This window comes from Micromonospora sp. RHAY321, from assembly GCF_023896955.1.
Classification (GTDB): Bacteria; Actinomycetota; Actinomycetes; order Mycobacteriales; family Micromonosporaceae; genus Micromonospora.
Genome location: NZ_JAMHIW010000021.1, coordinates 49,751 through 72,335 on the forward strand (window position 1 = coordinate 49,751; position 22,585 = coordinate 72,335).

The 22,585-nt window shown below is 73.5% G+C and carries 19 protein-coding genes; 14 read left to right on the forward strand and 5 right to left on the reverse strand.

Going from position 1 to position 22,585, the window contains the following annotated elements; all coding sequences use genetic code 11:
* Positions 1–10: 10 nt before the first annotated feature.
* Entirely contained in the window at positions 11–412 is a 402-nt protein-coding gene (locus M8C17_RS28740; RefSeq protein ID WP_252419745.1) for a rhodanese-like domain-containing protein, read from the reverse strand.
* Positions 413–635: 223 nt separating this feature from the next.
* On the opposite strand from M8C17_RS28740, the gene M8C17_RS28745 reads away from it, so the two are divergent.
* From M8C17_RS28745 to M8C17_RS28765, 5 genes are all read left to right on the forward strand, one after another.
* On the forward strand, positions 636–1,301 hold the full coding sequence (locus tag M8C17_RS28745; protein WP_374559516.1) for a uridine kinase: 666 nt from the start codon (positions 636–638) through the stop codon (positions 1,299–1,301).
* Between the two features lie 76 nt (positions 1,302–1,377).
* Complete coding sequence (locus M8C17_RS28750; protein ID WP_252419700.1) at positions 1,378–2,523, forward strand: M48 family metallopeptidase; 1,146 nt, start codon at positions 1,378–1,380, stop codon at positions 2,521–2,523.
* A gap of 36 nt (positions 2,524–2,559) precedes the next feature.
* Positions 2,560–3,912: a dipeptidase gene (locus M8C17_RS28755; protein ID WP_252419747.1), complete on the forward strand. Its 1,353-nt coding sequence runs from the start codon at positions 2,560–2,562 to the stop codon at positions 3,910–3,912.
* A 77-nt stretch (positions 3,913–3,989) separates the two neighbouring features.
* A complete protein-coding gene (locus M8C17_RS28760) occupies positions 3,990–4,196 on the forward strand; it encodes a hypothetical protein (RefSeq protein WP_252419701.1) in 207 nt (68 codons plus the stop codon).
* An 84-nt stretch (positions 4,197–4,280) separates the two neighbouring features.
* Positions 4,281–5,873 carry an ATP-dependent DNA ligase gene (locus M8C17_RS28765; protein WP_252419702.1) on the forward strand — a complete coding sequence of 531 codons (1,593 nt, stop codon included), beginning with the start codon at positions 4,281–4,283 and terminating at the stop codon, positions 5,871–5,873.
* A gap of 7 nt (positions 5,874–5,880) precedes the next feature.
* Here the strand turns inward: M8C17_RS28765 and M8C17_RS28770 are convergent, their stop codons facing one another.
* A complete protein-coding gene (locus M8C17_RS28770) occupies positions 5,881–6,702 on the reverse strand; it encodes an SURF1 family protein (RefSeq protein WP_252419703.1) in 822 nt (273 codons plus the stop codon).
* 171 nt (positions 6,703–6,873) lie between these two features.
* Here M8C17_RS28770 and M8C17_RS28775 point away from each other — a divergent pair, with 171 nt between their 5' ends.
* The gene (locus M8C17_RS28775; RefSeq protein ID WP_252419704.1) at positions 6,874–8,292 is read left to right on the forward strand and encodes a cobyrinate a,c-diamide synthase; all 1,419 of its coding nucleotides are present in this window, start codon (positions 6,874–6,876) and stop codon (positions 8,290–8,292) included.
* The gene (locus tag M8C17_RS28780; RefSeq protein ID WP_252419705.1) at positions 8,289–8,858 is read left to right on the forward strand and encodes a GNAT family N-acetyltransferase; all 570 of its coding nucleotides are present in this window, start codon (positions 8,289–8,291) and stop codon (positions 8,856–8,858) included. The genes M8C17_RS28775 and M8C17_RS28780 overlap by 4 nt, the downstream gene beginning before the upstream one ends.
* Before the next feature lie 10 nt (positions 8,859–8,868).
* On the opposite strand, the gene M8C17_RS28785 is transcribed toward M8C17_RS28780, so the two are convergent.
* On the reverse strand, positions 8,869–11,001 hold the full coding sequence (locus tag M8C17_RS28785; protein ID WP_252419706.1) for a transglycosylase domain-containing protein: 2,133 nt from the start codon (positions 10,999–11,001) through the stop codon (positions 8,869–8,871).
* Positions 11,002–11,122: 121 nt separating this feature from the next.
* Here M8C17_RS28785 and cobC point away from each other — a divergent pair, with 121 nt between their 5' ends.
* Genes cobC through cobA form a run of 3 tightly spaced genes read left to right on the forward strand, consistent with a single transcriptional unit; the run spans position 11,123 to position 14,525 of the window.
* Positions 11,123–12,214 carry an Rv2231c family pyridoxal phosphate-dependent protein CobC gene (gene cobC / locus M8C17_RS28790; protein ID WP_252419707.1) on the forward strand — a complete coding sequence of 364 codons (1,092 nt, stop codon included), beginning with the start codon at positions 11,123–11,125 and terminating at the stop codon, positions 12,212–12,214.
* Complete coding sequence (gene cobT, locus M8C17_RS28795) at positions 12,214–13,308, forward strand: nicotinate-nucleotide--dimethylbenzimidazole phosphoribosyltransferase (protein ID WP_252419748.1); 1,095 nt, start codon at positions 12,214–12,216, stop codon at positions 13,306–13,308. The genes cobC and cobT overlap by 1 nt, the downstream gene beginning before the upstream one ends.
* Positions 13,305–14,525: a uroporphyrinogen-III C-methyltransferase gene (cobA, locus tag M8C17_RS28800; protein ID WP_252419708.1), complete on the forward strand. Its 1,221-nt coding sequence runs from the start codon at positions 13,305–13,307 to the stop codon at positions 14,523–14,525. The genes cobT and cobA overlap by 4 nt, the downstream gene beginning before the upstream one ends.
* Before the next feature lie 138 nt (positions 14,526–14,663).
* Here the strand turns inward: cobA and otsB are convergent, their stop codons facing one another.
* Together otsB and M8C17_RS28810 are read right to left on the reverse strand one after the other, a co-directional pair.
* Positions 14,664–17,225, reverse strand: coding sequence for a trehalose-phosphatase (otsB, locus tag M8C17_RS28805; protein WP_252419749.1), 2,562 nt, complete (start codon positions 17,223–17,225; stop codon positions 14,664–14,666).
* Between the two features lie 41 nt (positions 17,226–17,266).
* Complete coding sequence (locus M8C17_RS28810; RefSeq protein WP_007464229.1) at positions 17,267–18,667, reverse strand: trehalose-6-phosphate synthase; 1,401 nt, start codon at positions 18,665–18,667, stop codon at positions 17,267–17,269.
* A 319-nt stretch (positions 18,668–18,986) separates the two neighbouring features.
* Here M8C17_RS28810 and ettA point away from each other — a divergent pair, with 319 nt between their 5' ends.
* From ettA to M8C17_RS28830, 4 genes are all read left to right on the forward strand, one after another.
* Positions 18,987–20,663 (forward strand): energy-dependent translational throttle protein EttA, encoded by a 1,677-nt coding sequence (gene ettA / locus M8C17_RS28815; protein ID WP_252419709.1) that lies wholly within the window; start codon positions 18,987–18,989, stop codon positions 20,661–20,663.
* A 12-nt stretch (positions 20,664–20,675) separates the two neighbouring features.
* Positions 20,676–21,122 (forward strand): thioesterase family protein, encoded by a 447-nt coding sequence (locus M8C17_RS28820; protein ID WP_252419710.1) that lies wholly within the window; start codon positions 20,676–20,678, stop codon positions 21,120–21,122.
* Positions 21,119–21,862 (forward strand): hypothetical protein, encoded by a 744-nt coding sequence (locus M8C17_RS28825; RefSeq protein ID WP_252419711.1) that lies wholly within the window; start codon positions 21,119–21,121, stop codon positions 21,860–21,862. Before M8C17_RS28820 ends, M8C17_RS28825 begins: the two co-directional genes overlap by 4 nt.
* 131 nt (positions 21,863–21,993) lie before the next feature.
* The gene (locus tag M8C17_RS28830; protein ID WP_109817147.1) at positions 21,994–22,578 is read left to right on the forward strand and encodes a YbjN domain-containing protein; all 585 of its coding nucleotides are present in this window, start codon (positions 21,994–21,996) and stop codon (positions 22,576–22,578) included.
* The last annotated feature ends 7 nt before the right edge of the window (positions 22,579–22,585 follow it).

The window sequence follows — 22,585 nt, forward strand, 5'->3', positions numbered from 1 at the left end:
GGCTCGGGGGTCAGAGGCGGATGTCGGCGGGGCGGTCGGTGGTGGGAAGACCGGCGGCGAGCCACGCGTCGACGCCGCCGATCATGTCGGTGGCGCGGCGCAGCCCGAGGGTCTGCAAACTGGCGGCGGCCAGGCTGGAGCTGTAACCCTGCCGGCACACCAGCACGATCTCCCGGTCGTAGGCGGTGGCCTCGGGAATGCGCCAGGCGCTGGCCGGATCGAGCCGCCACTCCAGCACCGTCCGGTCGATGACGACCGCCCCGGGCAGGTCGCCCTGTTCGCGGCGCTGCATCTCGGTACGGGTGTCGACCAGCAGCGCGCCGCCGCGGACCGCCTCGACGGTCTGCTGCGGAGTCAGTCGGTGCAGCCCGGCGCGGGCCTGTTCGAGCAGGGCGTCGATACCGGGGCTCATCACGTCTCGGAGCACCACCCGATCATGCCGATTCGGGTGCACGTCCGGCGGCGAACGGGGCGGGCATCACCCGTCGTCGCACCAAATCCCCCGGACGTGACGGTGCCCCGGCGGTGGCGGTTGGCCGGACGGGCGAGCGGCCAGCGCGGACCGCGACCGCCACGTCGGCGAGGGTCATACTTCGGTCGTGCACCACGTCGCCAACGGAGGGGGCCGCGAGCCCGTGGACGTCGGCGGGGCGGCTGCGAGGGCCTCGGTCGACGTACCGACGGTGGTGGTCGTCGAGGCGTACGCCGAGCTGGCCCGTCGGGTGCTCGCGGGCCCGGCGCGGTTGGGGCGGACCCGGCTGGTGGCGGTCGACGGGCCGAGTGGCGCGGGCAAGAGCAGCTTCGCCGCGCACCTCGCGGATGCCCTGGCGGTGCTGGCCGGCGGCGATCGGCCGCCGGTGGTGCACACCGACGACCTGCTCGACGGTTGGGATGACCAGCTCACCTTCTGGCCCCGCCTGGACGAGCAGGTGCTGACCCCGCTGCGCGTCGGGCGGCCCGGCGCCTACCGGCGCTACAGCTGGGTCCGGCGCTGCTTCCTGCCCCGCCCGGTCCCGGTGCCGGCCGCGCCGGTGCTGATCCTGGAGGGCGTCAGCGCCGCGCGCGCCCTCGTCCGGCCGGAGCTGAGCCTGGCCGTCTTCGTGACCGCGCCCGCGCCGCTGCGGCTGGCCCGCGCGGTCACCCGGGACGGGCAGGAGATCCTGCCCGAGCTGCGCCGCTGGCACGCGGGGGAGCGGGTGCACTTCGCCGCCGACGACACGGCAAACCGCGCCGACCTGGTGGTCGACGGCGCGCCGGTCCTGCCACACGACGCGAACCGGTACTACGTGCGGATCCGCTGAGCGGGGCATGGACGTCCGCCACCGGCTGCGGCACGATGCGTGAAGGCCCAGGGGCGCGGCGAACGGGGGACTCATCATGTCGGCAACGGACACGCCCGCGCGGCGCCGGATCACCCTCACCGGCATCAGCTCGCGGGCCTGGGAGCATCCGGCCGACCGCGGCGCCCTGGTGGCGCTGCGCGAGCTGCGCGGGTTCGACGACGTGGTGCGGGCGTTCTTCGGCATGTGGAACGAGCGGGGCTTCCGGCTCTCCGTCCTGGCCTCCGGCATCCGCGTCGACCACCGGCAGTATCCGGCGGTGTGGCAGCGCTACACCGAGGCCGCCGCGGCGCTCGACGTGGCCGAGCTGCCCGAGCTGTACGTGACCCAGTCGCCCTGGCTGGGCGCCGAGGCGGTCGGCCTGGAGCGGCCGTTCGTCGTGCTGAACTCCGCCTGCGTCCAGCAGCTCGACGAGGACGAGCTGCGCTGCCTGCTCGGCCACGAGTTGGGGCACGTCGGCAGTGGGCACGCGGTCTACAAGACGATGCTGATGATCCTCACCAGGTGGGCGGCCAACCTGAGCTGGTTGCCGGTCGGCGCGATCGCGCTGCGGGCGATCATCGCGGCGATGCTGGAGTGGTGGCGCAAGGCGGAACTCTCCGCCGACCGGGCCGGCCTGCTCGCCGGGCAGGACCCGGCGGCCGCGCTGCGCCTGCTGATGAAGCTCGCCGGTGGTGGCGACCTGTCGCAGATCGACACCACCGCCTTCCTGGAGCAGGCCGCCGAGTACGCCGGTGGCGGCGACCTGCGGGACAGCCTGCACAAGATCCGGATGACGGCGTGGAGCACCCATCCGGCGCCGGTGGCGCGGGCTGCCCAGTTGCGGCAGTGGATCGACGCCGGCGCGTACGGGCGGGTGCTGGCCGGCGACTACCCGCGCCGCGACGACGACGGCTCGACCAGCGTCTCGGAGGAGATCAAGGCGGCCGCCGACTCGTACCGCGAGGAGTTCAGCCGGTCCACCGACCCGCTGGTCGGGTTGCTGCGTCGGCTCGGCGACGGCGCCAGCGACGTCGGCGAGTGGGTGGGCGGCACCGCCGGTCGGGCCCGCTCCTGGATGGATGCCGCCACCGAGGCGGCCGCCCGCGCACACCGCGCCGGCCGGGCAGCGCCCGGTGCCCCGGCGGGTGCCGCCTCCCCGGGCGCCGGTGACGGTACGGGCTCGGCCGGCACGCCGGGGTAAGGCCGGCATACGATGCCGGTCATGACCACACCGATCATGTCCGAGTCCGAGGTGCGGGCCGCCGTCGAGCGGGAGATGCCCGGCGTACGGGCCGACCTGGAACGCCTCGTCCGCATCCCCGGCATCGCCTTCGAGGGCTTCGACCACTCGCACGTGGAGCGCTCCGCCGAGGCGGTCGCCGAGCTGCTGCGCGGCTGTGGCCTGGACGTCGACATCATGCGTTCCGGCGGGCAGCCCGCGGTGATCGGCCGTCGGGCTGCCCCGCCCGGCGCGCCCACCGTGCTGCTCTACGCCCACCACGACGTGCAGCCGATCGGCGACCGGTCGCTGTGGGAGTCCGACCCGTTCGAGCCGGTGGAGCGGGACGGCCGGCTCTACGGCCGGGGCGCGGCCGACGACAAGGCCGGCATCATGGCGCACGTCGCGGCGCTGCGCGCGTACGGTGACGCGCTGCCGGTCGGCGTGGTGCTCTTCATCGAGGGCGAGGAGGAGTACGGCTCCGACTCGCTGGAGCGGCTGCTGGCCGAGCACCGCGACGAGATCGCCTCGGACGTCATCGTGATCGCCGACTCCGGCAACTGGGACATCGGCGTACCGGCGTTGACCACCTCGCTGCGCGGCATCGTCAACTGCTTCGTCGAGGTGCGCACGCTGGACCACGCGGTGCACAGCGGCATGTTCGGCGGCGCCGTCCCGGACGCGCTCACCGCGCTGGTCCGGCTGCTGGCCACGCTGCACGACGACGCCGGTGACGTGGCGGTGGACGGACTGGTGGGCCGCGAGGGCGCCGTCGTCGACTACCCCGAGGACCGGGTCCGTGCCGAGGCCGGGCTGGCCGAGGGTGTGCGGTTCATCGGCACCGGCCGGATCACCGACCGGCTCTGGACCAAGCCCGCGCTGGCCGTGCTCGGCGTCGACGCGCCGTCCACCGGTGAGGCGCCGAACGCTCTGGTCCCGTCGGCGAAGGCGAAGCTGAGCATCCGGCTCGCTCCGGGCGACGACCCGAAGCGGGCGTACGCGGCGGTCCGCACGCACCTGGAGGAGCACGCGCCGTGGGGCGCGCAGGTGACGGTCAGCTTCGAGCACGACGGTGACCCGTGCGTGATCGACGCGTCCGGGCCGATGTTCGACGCCGCCCGCTCGGCGTTCCGCACGGCCTGGGACGGCACCGACCCGGTGGACATCGGCGTCGGCGGCTCGATCCCGTTCATCGCCACCTTCCAGGAGATGTTCCCGAAGGCGGCGATCCTGGTGACCGGTGTGGAGGATCCGCACGCCCGGGCGCACGGCCCGAACGAGAGCCTGCACCTCGGGGAGTTCGCCCGGGTCTGCCTCGCCGAGGCGCTGCTGCTGGCCAAGGTGGCCGCGGCGGGCACGAACGGGAGCTAGGTGTCGGAACCGTAACTTCCGGTCTGATCTGGGAGTTTGCGGTGTGTCGAGCGCGGGGCTGTTATAGCCTTTCGAACATGAGTACGAACGAGGTGATGGCCCGGTTGGGGGCCGCCGTCAGCGCGCTGGGGGACGTCGACGTCTCCGCGTGGTCCGAGGACACGCTCAACGAACAGCTCGGTGAACTCTCCGCCGCCCTGGTCGCCCTCGACTCGGCGCTCTCCCGGGTCGCCGGCGAGGTCCGCGCCCGGGGGCTGCGCATCGAGGAACCGGTTCCGGCCTGACCCGCCGCCCGTCTGGGTGGCGGCGCTCCGCCGACACCGCCCGGGCACGGCAATGCCCGGGCGGTGTCGGGGGCGGCTGGCAGGATGGGCTCCGTGCGGTTCATCGACCTGGCAGCCACCTCCGCCGCCGTCGGCGCCACCAGCGGCCGGCGGGCCAAGGTGGAGCTGCTCGCCGACGCGCTGCGCCGGCTCGACCCGGCCGAGGTGGAGCCCGGCGCGGGCTATCTGGCCGGTGAGCTGCGCCAGCGGCAGACCGGGGTGGGATATGCGAGCCTGCGGGACCTGCCACCACCGGCCACCGAGCCGACGCTGACCGTGGCCGCCGTCGACGGGGCCATCGAGCAGATCGCCGCCGTGCAGGGCGCGGGCTCGCAGGCCCGGCGCCGGGCGCTGCTCGGTGCCCTCTTCGCGGCGGCGACCGCCGACGAGCAGCGGCTGCTCACCAACCTGTTCAGCGGCGAGCTGCGCCAGGGTGCCCAGGCCGGGTTGCTCGCCGACGCGGTGGCCCGCGCCGCCGACGTGCCGGTCGCGGCGGTCCGGCGGGCTCTGCTGCTCGCCGGTGACCTGCGTGCGGTGGCGGTCGCCGCGCTGGCCGGAGGTGCCGCCGAGCTGGCCGGGTTCGGCCTGCGGGTCGGCCGGCCGCTGGCGCCGATGCTCGCGCAGAGCGCACCCTCGGTGGACGAGGCGCTGGCCGCGACGGGCACGCCGGCCGTGGTCGACGTGAAGCTCGACGGCATCCGCATCCAGGTGCACCGCTCCGGCAGCGACATCGCCGTCTTCACCCGCAGCCTCGACGAGATCACCTCACGGGTGCCCGAGGTGGTGGCGGCGGTCCGCGCGTTGCCCGGCCGGGAGTTGGTGCTCGACGGCGAGGCGATCGGCCTGGACGAGACCGGCCGCCCCCTGCCGTTCCAGCAGACCTCCAGCCGGGCCGCCCGGCGCACCACACCCAGCACCACGGGTCGCACCCCGGTCGCCCCCGCGGTGCTCGCGGCCGCCGCCACCACCGGCCAGACCGTGCTGACGCCGTACTTCTTCGACCTGCTGCACCTCGACGGCACGGATCTGATCGACCTGCCCGGCCGGGAGCGGTGGGCGGCGCTGGCCGGGGCGGTCGACGAGTCGCTGCTGGTCGGTCGGCTGGAGGTCGACGGCCCGGAGCAGGCCGGGGCCGCGTTCGCCGCGGCCATCGACGCCGGCCAGGAGGGCGTCGTGGTCAAGGCGCCGGACGCCCCCTACGACGCCGGCCGGCGCGGCGCGGCCTGGGTCAAGGTCAAGCCCCGGCACACGCTCGACCTGGTGGTGCTCGCCGTCGAGTGGGGCAGCGGGCGGCGGCAGGGCTGGCTGTCCAACCTGCACCTCGGCGCCCGCGACCCGCGCACCGGCGACTTCGTGATGCTCGGCAAGACGTTCAAGGGTCTCACCGACGAGCTGCTGCGCTGGCAGACCGAACGCTTCCTCGACCTCGCCGTCGAGCGCGGCGACTGGGTGGTCCGCGTCCGCCCCGAGCAGGTGGTCGAGATCGCCTTCGACGGGGTGCAGACGAGTTCGCGCTATCCGGGAGGGATGGCGCTGCGGTTCGCCCGGGTGGTGCGGTACCGCGACGACAAGTCCGCCGCCGAGGCGGACACCATCGACGCCGTCCGCGCCATCCACGCCGGGCGCGCCACCGGCTGACCGGGCGTCAGGCGGACGGGCTCGGCGTTGGCTCCGCGGCCCGGTCCAGCGGTTTCGGGGTGGCGCCGATGCCGGCGGCGCGCCGCGCCTCCCGCCGGGCCACCCAGCCGTAGCCGAACAGGGCCATCACGGCGAAGAGCCACCACTGCACGACGTAGCCGAAGTTCTGCCAGTTGTTGGCGTGCCCGACCGGCACCGCCTTGAACACCGGGTCGGCGGCCGGGGTCTGCTCGTCCAGCAGCAGGTAACCGCCGTACACCGGGTAGGGCAGTTCGCGGGCCAGCCGCGGCACGCCGATCCGTCGGGTCTCCAGCCGACCGTCGCGCCGGTCCACCGCGCCGGCGCCGCTCTCGGTCTCGTGCACCCGACCGACGACCGTCACGTCGCCGCTGGGCACGGCGGGCACCGGTGGCTGCGCCGTCGCCCCGCCCGGTGCCGGCGGGATCCAACCCCGGTCCACCAGCAGCGCCGTGCCGTCGGCGAGCACCAGCGGGGTCAGCACCTCGAAGCCGACCCGGCTGTCCACCGTCCGGCCACGGACCAGGACGGTGTTCGTCGGGTCGTACCGGCCGGTCGCGGTGATCCGGGTCCAGACCTTGTCCTCGGCGGGGGCCGGGCCAGTCGTTCCCGCGCCGCCGGTGGGGGCGCGCAGCGCGTCGCTCAGCGGCGCCGGGGCCATCCGCTGGCCGGCGTCGATCCGCTCGTTGACCTCGGTGCGCCCCCGGTAGCGGTCCAGCTGCCAGTTGCCGAGCAGCACCATGACCGCCGCGCCGACCAGGGTCAGCGCGAGAGCACCCAGCCAGCGTGGGCTCAGCAGGAACCGGTACACGGCACCGAGGCTACCCGTATGACGGGGGCCACTGACCTCGGCCGGGCCGGGACGGGACAACCGGCCCGGGTTGGCGGTGCTCGCGCGTCGGACCGGGCGGGTATCGTCACGCGGACGGACCGGCCCCCCGGTCGGCCGTCGGTACCCCGCCGCCCCCGCGAGGAGTCGATGATGACCGTCGTGCCGCGCCTGGTGCTCAGCGCGCCGTCCTCCGGGCATGGCAAGAACGCGTTGGCGATCGGGCTGCTCGCCGCCCTGGCCGACCGGGATGTCGACGTCGCCGGGTTCAAGCTCGGGCCGGACCACGTCGACGCCGCCTACCTCGGCCTCGCCGCCGGTCGGCCCGGCCGGGTGATCGATCCCCGGCTGGTCGGCCTCGACCGGCTCGCCCCGCTGGTCGCGCACGGCGCCGCGGGCGCCGGGCTGGCCGTGGTGCAGGGCAGCATGGGTCTCTACGACTCGGTCGGTGGTCGCCCGGAGCAGGAGTCCACGGCCGCCGCCGCGGCCGCGCTGCGCAGCCCGGTGGTGCTGGTGGTCGACGTGGCCGCGATGGGTCAGTCGGTTGCCGCCCTGGTGCACGGTTTCCGCTCGTACGACGAGCAGCTCTGGCTCGGCGGGGTGATCCTCAACCGGGTGGCGTCCTCCCGGCACGAGGCCATGCTGCGTGAGGCGCTGGACGACGTGGGCGTGCCGGTCTACGGCGCGCTGCGCCGGCAGGACCTGCCGGCGGTGCTGCCGTCGCGCCGGCACGGTGTGGCGCCGGTCGTCGACGGATCCGCCGACGCGATCCGCGCGGTCCGCCGGCTGGGCGAGGCGGTCGCCGCCACGGTCGACCTGGAGCGGCTGCTCGGGTTGGCCCGCTCCGCCCCGCCGCTGCCCGCCGCCGCGTGGTCTCCGGAGGAGGCGCTCGGCCCGGTGCCGGCCCCGGCCGACCGTCCGCTGGTGGCGCTGGCCGGTGGGCCGGGCGGCAGCTTCAGCCACCCGGAGACCGCCGAGCTGCTGCGGGCCGCCGGCGCCGAGGTGGTCATGGTCGATCCGCTGCGCGACGAGGCGCTGCCGGTCGGCACGCGTGCGCTGGTCGTCGGCGGCGCGCTGCCCGAGGCGTACGCCGAGCAGCTGTCGGCCAACCGCCGGCTCTGCATCGCCGTGGCCGAGTTGGCCCGCACCGGGCGTCCGGTGGTCGCCGAGGGCGCCGGCCTGCTCTGGCTGGCCCGGGAGCTGGACGGGCTGCCGATGTGCGGGGTGCTGGACGCGGTCGGCGTCAGCCGGGACGGCCTGGTGGTGGGATACCGGCAGGCGACCGCACAGACCGACAGTGTGGTCGCCGCCAGCGGCACGGTCCTGGTGGGGCACAAGGAACACCGCGCGGTGCTGACTCCCCGGGCCGGTCAGCGCCCGGCCTGGAGCTGGGACGGCGGCGCGCCGGAGGGCTTCGTCTGGCGCAACGTGCACGCCTCCCAGCTCACCCTGCACTGGGCCGCGCACCCGGCCACCGCTGCCCGGCTGGTCGCGGCGGCGGCGGAACCGGCAGCGCCGGCGGAGCCGCCGGCCGAGGCCGTGCCCTCGCAGCCCGGTGTGGTGCCGGCGTGATCGGTCAGGTGGCGGTTCGCCGCTTCCCGTCGTTGACCGTCTCCACCCCGCGCACCGAGGTGCGACGGCTCACCGCCGCGGACGCGGCGGCGGTCGGGGAGATCTTCGCTGACAAGCTGACCCGACGCTGGCTGCCGCTGGCCGACGACTCCGGTCCGATCGACGGGCACGCCTGGTGCACGGACCTGGCCCGGCAGCGACGCGACAGCGGCGAGGGGGACCACTACGCGGTGCTCCGCCGGGAGGACAACCAGGTGGTGGGCTCGCTGTGGACCCGGCGCACCGACTGGGGCGCCCGGCTCACCGAGGTGTCCTACGCGATGGCCCCGCACGCGCGTGGCTTCGGGCTGGCCGCCGAGGCGGTGGACGCGGTGGCCATCGCGCTGATCCTGGAGCACGACTTCCAGCGGGTCGAGCTGCGGGTGGCACCCGGCAACCTGGCCTCCCGCCGCGTCGCGGAGAAGGCCGGGTTCAGCTACGAAGGGCTGCTGCGCAACGCGGGTTTCGTCCGCGGCGGCCGGGTCGATCTGGAGCTGTGGTCGTTCGTGGCGGCCGATCTGCGGTGACCCTTCCCGGTCACCCCACGATGGCGTCCGACGGTGGGGTGAACTGGCGGGTGGGTTGGCCCTTCAGGCCGTCGCGCAGGGTCTCCGCGACCGCCGCGATCGGGATCTGGGACTGCCCGTCTCCCACGGCGTTGAACGGGTTGTCGGGGTCGGAGATGAAGCTGGCCGCTGCCAACTCCGGGGTGTAACCGACGAACCAGGCCGACCGGGTGCTGTCGGTGGTACCGGTCTTGCCGGCCACCGGGCGGCCGACCGTACCCCGGACGCTGTCGGCGGTGGACCAGCCGCCGCACCCTCCGCGCGCCGGGGTGTCCCCGGTCGGGCAGCGGGCGGCGTCGGTGGCCGCCCGGGCGGCGTCCGCGCTGACGACCTGCCGGCAGCGCGGCTTGGCAACCTCACGGTGGATGCCGCCGGGCGTGACGTACGTGGCCGGTGTGCCGTCCCGGGTCATGATCGCCGACACGGGGATCGCCTCGCAGTAGCGGCCGTCGGCCGCGATGGCGGCGTAGGCGTTCGCCATCTCCAGCGGGGTGGCGTCGGAGACGCCCAGGGTGAACGAGCCCCACTTCTTCGCCTTGGCCGGGGACGCCTGTTCCCGGTCGACGTCGGTGCGCCAGCGCAGCCCGAGCTGCTCGGCGAGCCGCACGGCCCGGTCGGCGCCGACCTTCTCCTCCAGCCACACGAAGTACGTGTTGACCGACTTGCCGAAGCCGGACCACATGGTCTGCTGCCCGGTCATGGCGCCGCTGGCGTTGGACGGCGCCCACCCGTCGTAGACGGCCGACTTGTACCGGTACGGCGCGTTGAACGAGGTGGAGAGGGTCATCCCGGAGTCCAGGGCGGCGAGCATCGGGAACATCTTGAACGTCGACCCGGCCTGGTAGCCCGGCAGGTCACCGCCGCCGAGCAGGGGCGCCACGGTGTTCGGGTAGTTGGCCTTCACCTTCGGCCCGGCCTCGGGGTTGGAACTCTGCGGGTTCTCGCTCAGGTCCAGTGAGTACGTCCGGTTCACCGCCATGGCCTTGACCCGCCCGGTGCCGGGCTCGGAGACCACGATGCCGTTGGCGAACGGGCTGCCGGTGCCCTCCTTGGCGCCGACGTTCTTCTCCGCCGCCTCCTGGATCTTCGGGTCGATGCTGAGCACGATCCGGTAGCCGCCCCGGCGCAGCTTGTCCATCCGTTCCAGCCGGTTCGCGCCGAACGCGGGCTGCGCGCTCCACCAGTTCTTCAGGTAGTCGCAGGCGAAGCCCCAGCTGTTGTACTTCTCCGGCACGGCCGCGCAGTCGTTCGGCGGGTTGGTCAGCTTCAGCCGGATCGGCTCGGCCTTGGCGGCGGCGGCCGAGTCGGGGGAGAGGTACCCGAGCTGGCTCATCCGGTCCAGCACGTAGTTGCGCCGTCCGGTGGCCTCCTTCTGGTCGGAGTCGGCCGGGTCGTACTCCGACGGTGACTTGACCAGCCCGGCCAGGGTGGCCGCCTCGACCTGGGTGAGGTCCTTGGGGGTCTTGGAGAAGAAGATCTCGCTGGCCGCGTAGATGCCGTACGCGCGGTGCCCGAAGTACGCCGAGTTCAGGTAGCGCTCCATGATCTGTTCCTTGCTCAGCTCCTTCTCCAGGTCCAGCGCCATCCGCATTTCCTTGACCTTGCGCAGGCTGGTCTGCTGGGTGGCTTCCTGGACCTCCCTGGGCGTGGTCGCGCTGTCCCGCAGGGCCATCCGGACGTACTGCATGGTCAGCGTCGACGCGCCCTGGGAGACCCCGCTGGAGCGGGCGTTGGAGACGAAGGCCCGGGCCACGCCCTTCGGGTCGACGCCGTGGTGCTGGTAGAAGCGGGAGTCCTCGGCAGCCACGATCGCCTGCTGGATGTTCGGCGACATGTCCGACAGCTTGGTGTACTGCCGGTACTCCTCGTAGAACATGGTCAGCACGGTCTTGCCGTCCGGGGCGTAGAGGTAGGAGGTCTCGGCGGGCAGGGCGGTGGTCAGCAGCTTGGTCTTGTGTTCCATGGCGTGCGCGGTGGCCTTCGCGCCGAGCCCGGTGAGGGCGACCAGCGGGTACGCGGCGGCGGCGATCACGATGCCGGCGATCAGTCCGGCGCGGAGAAGAGGAACGAGTCGACCAGCGGCAGCAAGGGGTCGGTTGCTCACGTGGTCAAGTTATGACAATTCCGATTCGAATATGAGAAGAACTCATAAACCGGCCGGTGGTGATGCGTCTTACGTCGCGATCGACTGTCCCACCGGCCGCCTTCCCGGCAGGATCGCGGACATGTCTGATCAGCCGAGCTCGCCGGCGCCGGCCGCCGGGTCCGCTCCCGAGCCGGACCTGGCGCACCACGGCGACGTGGAGGCGAGCGCCGGCCTGATCGACCTCGCCGTCAACGTCCGCCGGGCACCACTGCCGGGCTGGCTGGCCGGCCCGATCGCCGCCACCCTCACCGATCTGGCCCGCTACCCGGACCCGGCGCCCGCCCGCGTCGCCGTCGCCGCCCGGCACCGGCGTCACCCGGACGAGGTACTGCTCACCGCCGGCGCCGCCGAGGGCTTCGTGCTGATCGCGCAGGCGCTGCGGGGCGTCCGCCGCCCGGTGGTGGTGCACCCCCAGTTCACCGAGCCGGAGGCGGCGCTGCGGGCCGCCGGGCACCCGGTCGAGCGGGTGCTGCTGGACCCCGCCGAGGACTTCCGGCTCGACCCGGACCGGGTGCCGGCCGACGCCGACCTGGTGATGATCGGCAACCCGACCAATCCCACCTCGGTTCTGCACCCGGCGCGGACCCTGGCCGCGCTGGCCCGCCCGGGCCGGGTTCTGGTGGTCGACGAGGCGTTCGCCGACACCACCGCCGCCGCCGGACACCCCGGCGAGCCGGAGTCGCTGGCGCAGCGGCCCGACCTGCCCGGGCTGCTCGTGCTGCGCAGCCTCACCAAGACGTGGGGGCTGGCCGGGCTGCGGATCGGCTACCTGCTCGGCGCGCCGGAGCTGCTGTCCCGGCTGGCCGCCGTCCAGCCGCTCTGGGCCGTCTCCACACCCGCGCTGGCCGCCGCGTCGGCCTGCGCCACCCCCGTCGCGGTCCAGGCCGAACGCGCGATCGCCGCCGAACTCTCCGCCGATCGCGACCACCTGGTCGCGCGCCTGGCCGACCTGCCCGGGGTACGCGTCGCCGGCCGCCCGGCAAGCGCGTTCGTGCTGCTGCACCTGCCGGGCGCGAGCCGTATCCGGGCGGCCCTGCGCGAGCGCGGCTGGGCGGTGCGCCGGGGCGACACCTTCCCCGGCCTCGGCCCGGACTGGCTGCGGGTGGCCGTACGCGACCGAAACACCACCGACGCGTTCGTCGAGGTGCTGCGCGAGACCATGGAGGCATGATGCTGGAGACCACGATCGCGGCGATCCGGCCGCTGGACGAGTCGGCCATGGCCGACGCCCGCGAGCTGCACGGCCGGCTGACCAAGCCGGCGGGGTCGCTGGGGGCGCTGGAGGAGCTGTCGGTACGCCTCGCCGGCCTGGCCGCGGCCTGCCCGCCGCCGGTGCCCGAGCCGGCCGCGGTGGCGATCTTCGCCGGTGACCACGGGGTGCACGCCCAGGGGGTGACCCCGTGGCCGCAGGAGGTCACCGGGCAGATGATCGGCAACTTCCTGGCCGGCGGGGCGGTGGTCAACGCGTTCGCCCGGCAGGCCGGCGCGTCGGTCACCGTGGTCGACGTCGGCGTGGCCACCCCGCTGCCGATCGTGCCCGCCCAGCCCGCCGCCGAGGCGGCCATCCTCGACCCGTCCGTGCCCCGGTTCGTCGCGGCGACCGTGCGCCAGGGCACCCGGGATCTCGCGGTGACCGCCGCGCTGACCCGGGACGAGGCGTTGGCGGCGGTACAGACCGGCATCCGGATCGCCGACGAGCTGATCGACGCCGGAGCCGGCATCCTGCTCACCGGGGACATGGGCATCGGCAACACCACGCCGGCCGCCGCGCTGATCGCCGCGTTCACCGGTGCCGACCCGCTCGACGCCACCGGGCGGGGCACCGGGGTCGACGACCCGACGTACGCCCGCAAGGTGGCGGTGGTGCGGGCCGCGCTGGCCCGGCACACGCCCGACCCGGCCGACCCGCTGGGCGTGCTGGCGGCCGTCGGCGGGCTGGAGCACGCCGCGCTGGCCGGGCTGATCCTGGGTGCCGCGGCCCGCCGCACGCCGGTGCTGCTGGACGGCGTGATCGCGGTCTCCGCCGCGCTGGCCGCCGCGGCGTTCGCCCCGGACGCGGTCGGTGCCATGGTCGCCGGTCACCGCTCGGCCGAGCCGGGCGCGACGGTCGCGTTGCGCCACCTCGGCCTCGACCCGCTGATCGACCTGGGGCTGCGCCTCGGTGAGGGCACCGGCGCGCTGCTGGCGCTACCCGTGGTCACCGGCGCCGTCCGGGTGCTGCACGAGGTGGCGACCTTCGACTCCGCCGGTGTGGCCGAGAAGTGACCAGCAGTCCGTACCCTCTCGGCCTGCGGCTGGACGGGCGGCGGGTGGTCGTGGTGGGCGGCGGCGCGGTCGCCACCCGACGGGTGCCGGCGTTGCTGGACGCCGGCGCGGACGTCCTGCTGGTGGCACCGGAGCTGACCCCGGCGCTGCGCGCCCGGGCGGACGCGGGCCGGCTGCGCTGGCTGCCGCGCCGGTTCGCACCCGAGGACCTGGACGGGGCGTGGCTGGTGCAGGTGGCGATCGACGACCCGATCGCGGCGGCGTCGGTGAGCGCCCTTGCCGCCGAGCGACGCATCTTCTGCGTCCGCGCCGACGACCGGATGGCGGCCACCGCCTGGACGCCGGCGGTGACCCGGCACGGGCCGGTCACCGTGGCGGTGCTCGGCGGCGGCGACCCGCGCCGCGCGATGACCGTCCGCGACGCCATCCGCGACCTCCTCGACGCCCGGAAGGCGCCTGCGGTGGAGGACGGGTCCCTTCCGGACGTCGCGGGCGGACGGGTGGCGTTGGTCGGGGCGGGACCGGGCGACCCGGAGCTGATCACCGTGAAGGGCTGGCGGCTGCTCACCGAGGCGAACGTGGTGGTCGCCGACCGGCTGGTGCCCGGGCTGCTCCTGGACGAGTTGCGCCCCGACGTGGAGCTGGTGGACGCGTCGAAGATCCCCTACGGCCCGTCCCGCGCCCAGGACGAGATCAACCAGATCCTGGTCGATCGCGCCCGTGCCGGTGCGCGGGTGGTCCGGCTCAAGGGCGGCGATCCGTACGTCTTCGGCCGGGGCGGTGAGGAGTTGCTGGCCTGCGCCGCCGCCGGTGTGCCGGTGACCGTGGTCCCCGGGGTGACCAGCTCGATCGCCGCCCCGGCCGCGGCCGGCATCCCGGTCACCCACCGGGGGGTGGCGCACGAGTTCACCGTGGTCTCCGGGCACGTCGCGCCCGACTCGCCAGCCTCGCTGGTGCGCTGGGAGGCGCTCGCGGGCCTGCGCGGCACCCTGGTGATCCTCATGGGGCTGAAGAACCTCGCGGCCATCACGGCCGCCCTGATGGCGCACGGCCGGTCGCCGCAGACGCCGGCCGCCGTCGTCCAGGAGGGCACGACGGGCGCCCAGCGGGCACTGCGGTCGACCCTCGGCACGGTGGCCGCCGACGTGCTCGCCGCCGACCTGCGCCCGCCCGCGGTCGTCGTGGTGGGCGACGTGGTGGACGCGCTCGACGCCTGAGGAGCGGGCGTGCGGGCTCGGGCGCTGCTTTCCCCGAGGATCGGGAGGGCGAGATGGCGGCTGCCGCTCGGGCGACCGCCCGATCGACAACGGGGCCGAAGCACACGCGCTCCGGCCCCGTCGTCGTACGTGCGTCGACTACTGCTTGAGCATGTTGTCCAGCAGCAGGGCACAGCGGATCAGACCGAGGTGGCTGTACGCCTGCGGGTGGTTGCCCAGCCCGCGCTCCGCGAGCGGGTCGTACTGCTCGGGAAGCAGCCCGGTCGGGCCGGCGGTGAGCACCATCTGCGCGAACAGCTCCTCGGCGTCGGTGCGGCGGCCGGTGCGCAGGTACGCCTCGATCAGCCACGCCGTGCAGATGTGGAAGCCGCCCTCGCGGCCGGGCAGGCCGTCGTCCCAGTGGTAGCGGTAGACCACCGGGCCGCTGCGCAGGTCCGCCTCGATCTTCAGCACGGTGGACAGGAAGCGCGGGTCGTCGCCCGGAAGCAGGCCCGAGAGCCCGATCCAGAGCGACGAGGCGTCCATGTCCTCGTCGCCGTACGCGACGCTGTACGCCTCGACCTCCTCGTGCCAGCCGTGCTCCAGCACGTTGGCGCCGATCCGGTCGCGCAGCTCCACCCACTCGGGGCGGTCCTCGCCACCGTGCTGGCGCATCACGTGCAGCGCCCGGTCGACGGTCATCCAGCACATCACCTTCGAGAAGATGTGGTGCCGGGGTGGCAGCCGAGCCTCCCAGATGCCGTGGTCGGGCTCGTGCCAGCGGCGGCGGACCGCCTCGACCATGTTGTCCAGGACACGCCACTCGTCCTCGCGGACCGAGCCGCGGGCGTCGGCGACGGCCGCGATCAGGTCGGCGATCGGGCCGAAGACGTCCAGTTGGAGCTGGTGGTTGGCGAGGTTGCCGACCCGGACCGGCCGGGAGCCGGCGTACCCGGGCAGGGTGTCGATGACGGCCTCGGCGCCCAACTCGTACCCGTCGATCGTGTAGAGCGGGTGGAGCCGCTCGGGGTGCCCGCCGGTGCGCTCGATGCAACCGTCCACCCAGAGCAGCAGCGCCTCGGCCTCGCTGAGGGAGCCCAGGTCGACCAGCGCGCGGGCGGTCAGTGCGGCGTCGCGGAGCCAGCAGTAGCGGTAGTCCCAGTTGCGGACGCCGCCCAGTTCCTCGGGGAGCGAGGTGGTCGCCGCGGCCAGGATCGAGCCGGTCGCCTCGTGGCAGAGCCCGCGCAGGGTGAGCGCGCTCCGGGCGACCAGGTCACGGGCGGTGGACGGCAGCCGCAGCGAGGCGACCCAGTCCTTCCACGGCTGCTCGGCCGCGGCCTGCCGCTCGTGGATCGGCACCCGGTGGTGGTCCAGGCTGTGCGTGCCGAAGCGCAGCTCCAGCACGACCTGCCCGCCGGCGGCGGAGAGGTCGACGACCGCCTTGGCGGTCTGGTAGCCGGCGTCGTTGCTGACCTGCCACTGCACGCCGGGGGAGTAGAGCGCGACCGGCTCGTTGGAGCCGAGCACCAGCAGGCCGTCGCCGAGCGGCTGCAACTGCACGGCGACCTGACCGAACTCGGGTCGTGGCGCGAACTCCACCCGTGCCCGGCCGCTGCCGGTGAGCACCCGGATCAGGGTCGAGTCGCCGGTGACCGCCACCGGGTCGTCCGGTGCGGTCTCCCGGGCCGGCTTGTCCAGCCAGTCGGTGACGGTGAGCCCGGACCAGCGGGTCTCCACGGTCATCGTGCCGGAGCGGTAGCGCTGGCCCAGCGGGATGCCCCCGCGTTCCGGCGCGATGCTGAAGTGGCCGGCCGGGCTGCCGCCGACGAGGTCGGCGAAGATCGCCGCCGAGTCCGGTTTGGGGTGGCAGAGCCAGCTGACCTTCGCCTCGGGGGTGAGCAGCGCGACGGTGCGGCCGTTGGCCAGCATGGAGTGCCGCTCGATCGGCACCGCCCGCTCGCCGAAGAGCCAGTGTCGCCGGGTCTCCAGCAGCAGCGCGAGCGCGCGGGCCGCCTCGAGGGGATCGGCCACCCGGTAGTCGGCCCGGGTGTCCCCGGGCCCGATCTTGATGCCGAGGTCCGGCCCGTGCAGGTTGCCGAAGGCGTTCTCGTCGGTCACGTCGTCGCCGATGAAGAGCACGGCGCTGGCCGAGAGCTGGGTCCGCAGCTGGTCGACCGCGGTGCCCTTGTGGGTGGCCACCACGGAGAGTTCGAAGACCTCCTTGCCCTGGGTGACGGTGACGCCGTCCCAGATGGCGGGGCCGTTGCGGACGGCCTCGATGGCCGCGGCCGCGATCTGCGGGTCGACCCCGCGGGTGTGCATGGCGACGCTGGCCGGCTTGCGTTCCAGCCGGATGCCGGGGTGCTCGGCGGCGATCTCGCGCAGCGCGTTGCGGACCCGGGTGCGCACCGCGACCAGCTCGGGGGAGAGCCGCTCGACGAAGCCGATGTCGAACTCGGAGCCGTGGCTGCCGACGAGGTGCACCTCGCTGGGCAGCCGGGAGAGCGCGGCAAGGTCGCGCAACGCCCGGCCGGACACCACCGCCACGGTGGTCTGCGGCAGTGCGGCGAGCGCGCGGACCGCGGCCACCGACTCGGGCAGCGGTACGGCCTTGCTCGGGTCCTCCACGATCGGCGCCAGTGTGCCGTCGTAGTCGCAGGCGATCAGGAGCTGGGGGACCCGGGCGATCCGGCCGATGGCGGAACGCAGCTCGGGGTCCATCACCCCGGTGGCCGTCGCCGCTCCGTCGTTGACGGACGTGTTCACGCGGCCTCCGCCTCGGGAACTCCGAGTTCGGAGAGGAAAGACTTGGCCCAGTGCCCCACGTCGTGGGTACGCAGGTGACGTTGCATTGTCCGCATCCGGCGGCGTGCCTCGGTTTTCTCCACGTGCACGGCCCGGAGGAGGGCGTCCTTGACCGCGTCCGGGTCGTGCGGGTTACACAAAAATGCCTGACGCAGCTCGGTGGCGGCGCCGGCGAATTCACTGAGCACAAGCGCGCCACCCTGGTCGGCGCGCGATGCGACGTACTCCTTGGCTACCAGATTCATTCCGTCTCGCAGCGGGGTCACCATCATCACGTCGGCAGCGACGTACATCGCGGCCAGTTCACTGCGACTGTACGACTGATGCAGATAGTGGACCGCAGGCACGCCGACCCTGCCGAATTCGCCATTAATCCGACCAACCTCGCGCTCCACCTTGACGCGAAGTGCCTGGTAATGCTCGACGCGCTCCCGACTCGGTGTGGCCACCTGCACCATGACGGCGTCCGGAACTGTCAACTTTCCGTCAGCCAGCAGCTCCCGGAAGGCCTTGAGCCGCAACTCGATGCCCTTGGTGTAATCCAGCCGGTCCACGCCCAGGATTATCGTCTTCGGATCGCCCAGCTCGGCACGGATCTGCTTGGCCCGCGCCTGGATCGCCGGGTCGGCGGCCATCCGCTCCATCTCCTGCGTGTCGATCGAGATGGGGAAGGCACCCGCCTTCACCTGCCGCCCGTCGACCTGGATCATCTGCCCCTCGTAGCGCAGACCGAGCAGGTGCCGGGCCAGCCGGACGAAGTTCTGCGCGGCCAGCCGCTGCTGGAAACCGACCAGGTCGGCGCCGAGCAGACCGCGCAGGATCTCGGTCCGGAACGGCATCTGCATGAACAGCTCGATCGGCGGGAACGGGATGTGCAGGAAGAAGCCGATCCGCAGGTCCGGCCGCAGCTCCCGCAGCATCGCCGGCACCAGTTGGAGCTGGTAGTCCTGCACCCAGACCGTCGCGCCCTCGGCCGCCACGTCCGCCGCGGCCTCCGCGAACCGCGCGTTGACCAGGCGGTACGCCTCCCGCCAGCGACGCTTGTAGGCCGGCGTCTCCACCGCGTCGTGGTAGAGCGGCCAGATCGTCGCGTTGGACTGGCCCTCGTAGTACCGCTCCAGCTCCTCGGCGCTCAGCGGCACCGGGTGCAGCCGGATCCCCTCCAGGTCGAACGGCTCGGGGGCGGCGCCGGTGCCGCCGGCCCAGCCGACCCAGGTGCCCTGGTGTTCGGCGAGCACGGGATGCAGCGCGGTGACCAGCCCGCCGGGGCTGCGCCGCCACTGCCGTCCCTCGGGTGTGCTCACCTCGTCGACCGGCAGGCGGTTCGCCACTACGACAAAGGAGCTACGGACGGTCACGATCGGCCACCTCCGGGTACTGACGGGTCCACCGCGATGAGCGTACTGAGCGTAGCTGCGGCGTCTGGTGCCCCGTGCCGGAGTTCCCTACCCGCCCGACGCGTGCTCAATCCGGGTCGTGATCTTGTCAACAAGCTGGCTCCTCGGGCGGCACGGCGTACTCCTGGGGCGGGGTGATGTGGGCGAAGCGGGCCGAACCTGTCAGGATTGACGATGGCGTGCGCGCGGCCGGCCCTCCGGCCGGTGGCGGCGGGCGGTCCTCGCAGCCCGCGTCGCGCCGCCCATCATGCGACAGCAACCGACGGAGGTAGCCCGCACCGTGGCCCAGTTCATCTACGTCCTGGAAAAGGCGCGCAAGGCGCACGGCGACAAGGTCGTGCTCGACAACGTGACGCTGAACTTCCTGCCGGGGGCCAAGATCGGTGTGGTCGGCCCGAACGGCGCCGGTAAGTCCAGCCTCCTCAAGATCATGGCAGGGCTGGACAAGCCGAGCAACGGCGAGGCCCGGCTGATGCCCGGCTACACCGTCGGCATGCTCGCGCAGGAGCCCCCGCTCAACGACGCCAAGACCGTTCTCGGCAACGTCGAGGAGGCCGTCGCGGAGACCAAGGCCAAGCTGGAGCGGTTCAACAAGATCGCCGAGCAGATGGCCACGGACTACTCCGACGAGCTGATGGAGGAGATGGGCAAGCTCCAGGAGGAGCTCGACCACCTCGACGCGTGGGACGTCGACTCCAAGCTCGAACTGGCCATGGACGCCCTGCGCTGCCCGCCGCCGGACGCCGACGTGACCCAGCTCTCCGGTGGTGAGCGCCGCCGCGTCGCGCTCTGCAAGCTGCTGCTGGAGGCGCCCGACCTGCTCCTGCTCGACGAGCCCACCAACCACCTGGACGCCGAGAGCGTCTCCTGGCTGGAGCAGCACCTGGCCAAGTACGCCGGCACCGTCATGGCGATCACCCACGACCGGTACTTCCTGGACAACGTGGCCAACTGGATCCTGGAGCTGGACCGCGGCCGGACGTACCCGTACGAGGGCAACTACTCCACCTACCTGGAGAAGAAGGCCGCCCGGCTGGCCGTCGAGGGTCGTCGCGACGCCAAGATGAAGAAGCGCCTCACCGAGGAGCTGGAGTGGGTCCGCTCCAACGCCAAGGCCCGGCAGACCAAGTCCAAGGCCCGCCTGGACCGGTACGACGAGATGGCCACCGAGGCGGAGAAGACCCGCAAGCTGGACTTCGAGGAGATCCAGATCCCGCCGGGCCCGCGCCTGGGCAGCACGGTCATCGAGGCGTCCCACCTCACCAAGGGCTTCGGCGACCGGATCCTGATCGACGACCTGTCGTTCTCGCTGCCCCGAAACGGCATCGTCGGCATCATCGGCCCCAACGGCGTCGGCAAGACCACGCTCTTCAAGACCATCGTCGGGCTGGAGGAGGCGACCAGCGGCGAGGTCCGGGTCGGCCCCACCGTCTCCCTGTCGTACGTCGACCAGAACCGCCAGGGCCTCAACGGCGACAAGACCGTCTGGGAGGTCGTCTCCGACGGTCTGGACTATCTGATGGTCGGCAAGGTCGAGATGCCGTCGCGGGCGTACATCGCCGCGTTCGGCTTCAAGGGGCCGGACCAGCAGAAGCCGACGAAGGTGCTCTCCGGCGGCGAGCGCAACCGGCTCAACCTGGCGCTGACGCTGAAGATCGGCGGCAACGTCATCCTGCTCGACGAGCCGACCAACGACCTGGACGTGGAGACCCTCTCCAGCCTGGAGAACGCGCTGCTGGAGTTCCCCGGCTGCGCCGTGGTCATCTCGCACGACCGGATGTTCCTGGACCGGGTGTCCACGCACATCCTGGCGTGGGAGGGCGACGACCAGAACCCGGCCAAGTGGTTCTGGTTCGAGGGCAACTTCGACGCGTACGAGAAGAACAAGATCGACCGCCTCGGCGCGGAGGCCGCCCGGCCGCACCGGGTGACCTACCGCAAGCTGACCCGCGACTGACCGGCCGAGAAGGTGTCTGACCGGTTCGTCTACCACTGCACGCTGCGGTGGTCCGACCTTGACGCGTACGGCCACGTCAACAACTCGCGCTTCCTCACACTGTACGAGGAGGCGCGGGTGGCGTTGATGTTCGCCGGCGGCCGGGCCTGGGGGGTCGGCTCGTTCGCCGACGGGGTGGTGATCCGCCGGCACGAGGTGGACTACCTGCGCCCGGTCGACTACGCGCTGGGCCGGGCCACCGCTGAGGCCGCGCCCACCGTCCGGATCGAGCTGTGGGTGGAGGAGATCCGGGCCTCCCGGTTCACCGTCGCCTACGAGCTGTACGACGGCGAGGTGCTGGCCAGCCGAGCCCGTTCGGTGCTGGTGCCGTTCGACCTGACCCGCCAGGTGCCCCGGCGGATCACCACGGAGGAGCGGGACTTCCTGCTCACGTACGCGCCGCAGGGCGGCGGGGCGTGACCCGGCCGGGCGCGGCCGGACCGGACCGGGTGGCGGCGTCGGTGCCCGCGCACGGCATCACGGGCGTGGCCGACGCGGGCGCCTTCCTGGCCCGGCTGGTCCGGCTGGATCCGGTCGCGCCGGTCCGGCTGCGGCCGGCCGGCGCCGCCGGGCGGGTCGCCCTCTGGGCCCGGCTGCCGTGGCAGGTGCTGGTGGTGCGGACGGTGGATGGCGGTCCGGCCGACGGCGCCGCCGAGGACGTCACCGTGGCCGCCACCGAGCTGCTGGCGGAGCTGGAGCGGGGCGGTCCGGCTCTGCCGGCGCGTCGGGACGCGCAGTGGCGGTGGCCGCTGCCGCCGGCCCGCAGCAGGCCGGTCGAGGCGCTGCCCGCCGCCGAGCTGTGGCGGATCGCGGACGCGGCGGCGGGCACCCTGCGTACGGCGAGCGAGCACGGGGTCGCCGGCCGCGCGGTGGGCCAGCGGGTGCTGCGCGACGCGCTGCTCGACCACGTGGCCGTGCTGGTCACTCCGGACGGCCCGCCCGGCCCGCCGGTGGAGGTGCCGCAGCGGCTGGTGCAGGGGCTGGTCCGGATGGGCTTCCTCGGGCCGGCTGACGGCACGCCCGGCTCCCCGGGCGACGCCGCCGTCCAGGTGCGTGTGGCCGGCCGTTGGGTCGGCCTGGTGGGACCATACGGAGCGGCCTGGTTGCAGAAGGCCACCGATCTCGCCGTGACGCCCCTGGCTACTCGTCCGAACGGATGACCCCTGCTCATTCTTCTGGGCTGGGGCGGTCGTTGGGGGGATGCTTCAACCCGGCTGTCCGGGTACCGTCCATCCTCGGATCCAACGCACCGTAGGCGGCTGGATCCGCTGGGGAGTGAGGTGCGCGAGCGATGCCGTGGTGGTCATGGCGCCCCGGTCCCGCCGACGGCGGCGATCCGGAAACCCGAAGCGGGATCACAGTGGAGAGCGCGGTCCGGGTCGGACCGCCCAACCCTCGCCAGCCGGGGGACGACTGCCCGTCCAACGAGCGGCCCGTGCTGACCGAGATGCCGGCCACCATCGAGCCGGTGAGCCTGCGCCGGGTCTGTGACGCACTCGACCTGCTCGACGTGCGATACCTGGCCGACGGCGACGGCAACCTGCTGGCCATGTGGGAGCGGCACGCCGTGCTGGTGACCCTGGAGGGCCCGGAGGACGAGATCCTGGTGATGCGGGCCCGTCCGCACGCCACGGTGCCGCCCGACTGGGCCGACCGGGCCTACCGGGTGGTCAACGAGTGGAACCACACCCGACGGTTCTGCAAGGCGTACATCGGCGACCCGACCGAACGCGGCCAACTGCCGATCTACGCCGAGCTTCAGGTGCCGCTCGGTGCCGGCACCCACGACGCGCTGCTGGTCGAGATGCTCGACTGCGGCGCCGCGGTGGCCACCAGCTTCGTGGACTGGCTGCACGACGAGGGCGCGCTGCTCTGAGGCTGCC

Coding starts and splice junctions, on each gene's coding strand:
- M8C17_RS28740 (WP_252419745.1), bottom strand. CDS start 412: ATGAGCCCCGGTATCGACGCCCTGCTCGAACAGGCCCGCGCCGGGCTG.
- M8C17_RS28750 (WP_252419700.1), top strand. CDS start 1,378: ATGTCGGCAACGGACACGCCCGCGCGGCGCCGGATCACCCTCACCGGC.
- M8C17_RS28755 (WP_252419747.1), top strand. CDS start 2,560: ATGTCCGAGTCCGAGGTGCGGGCCGCCGTCGAGCGGGAGATGCCCGGC.
- M8C17_RS28760 (WP_252419701.1), top strand. CDS start 3,990: ATGAGTACGAACGAGGTGATGGCCCGGTTGGGGGCCGCCGTCAGCGCG.
- M8C17_RS28765 (WP_252419702.1), top strand. CDS start 4,281: ATGGGCTCCGTGCGGTTCATCGACCTGGCAGCCACCTCCGCCGCCGTC.
- M8C17_RS28775 (WP_252419704.1), top strand. CDS start 6,874: ATGACCGTCGTGCCGCGCCTGGTGCTCAGCGCGCCGTCCTCCGGGCAT.
- cobC (WP_252419707.1), top strand. CDS start 11,123: ATGTCTGATCAGCCGAGCTCGCCGGCGCCGGCCGCCGGGTCCGCTCCC.
- cobT (WP_252419748.1), top strand. CDS start 12,214: ATGCTGGAGACCACGATCGCGGCGATCCGGCCGCTGGACGAGTCGGCC.
- otsB (WP_252419749.1), bottom strand. CDS start 17,225: ATGGACCCCGAGCTGCGTTCCGCCATCGGCCGGATCGCCCGGGTCCCC.
- M8C17_RS28830 (WP_109817147.1), top strand. CDS start 21,994: ATGCCGTGGTGGTCATGGCGCCCCGGTCCCGCCGACGGCGGCGATCCG.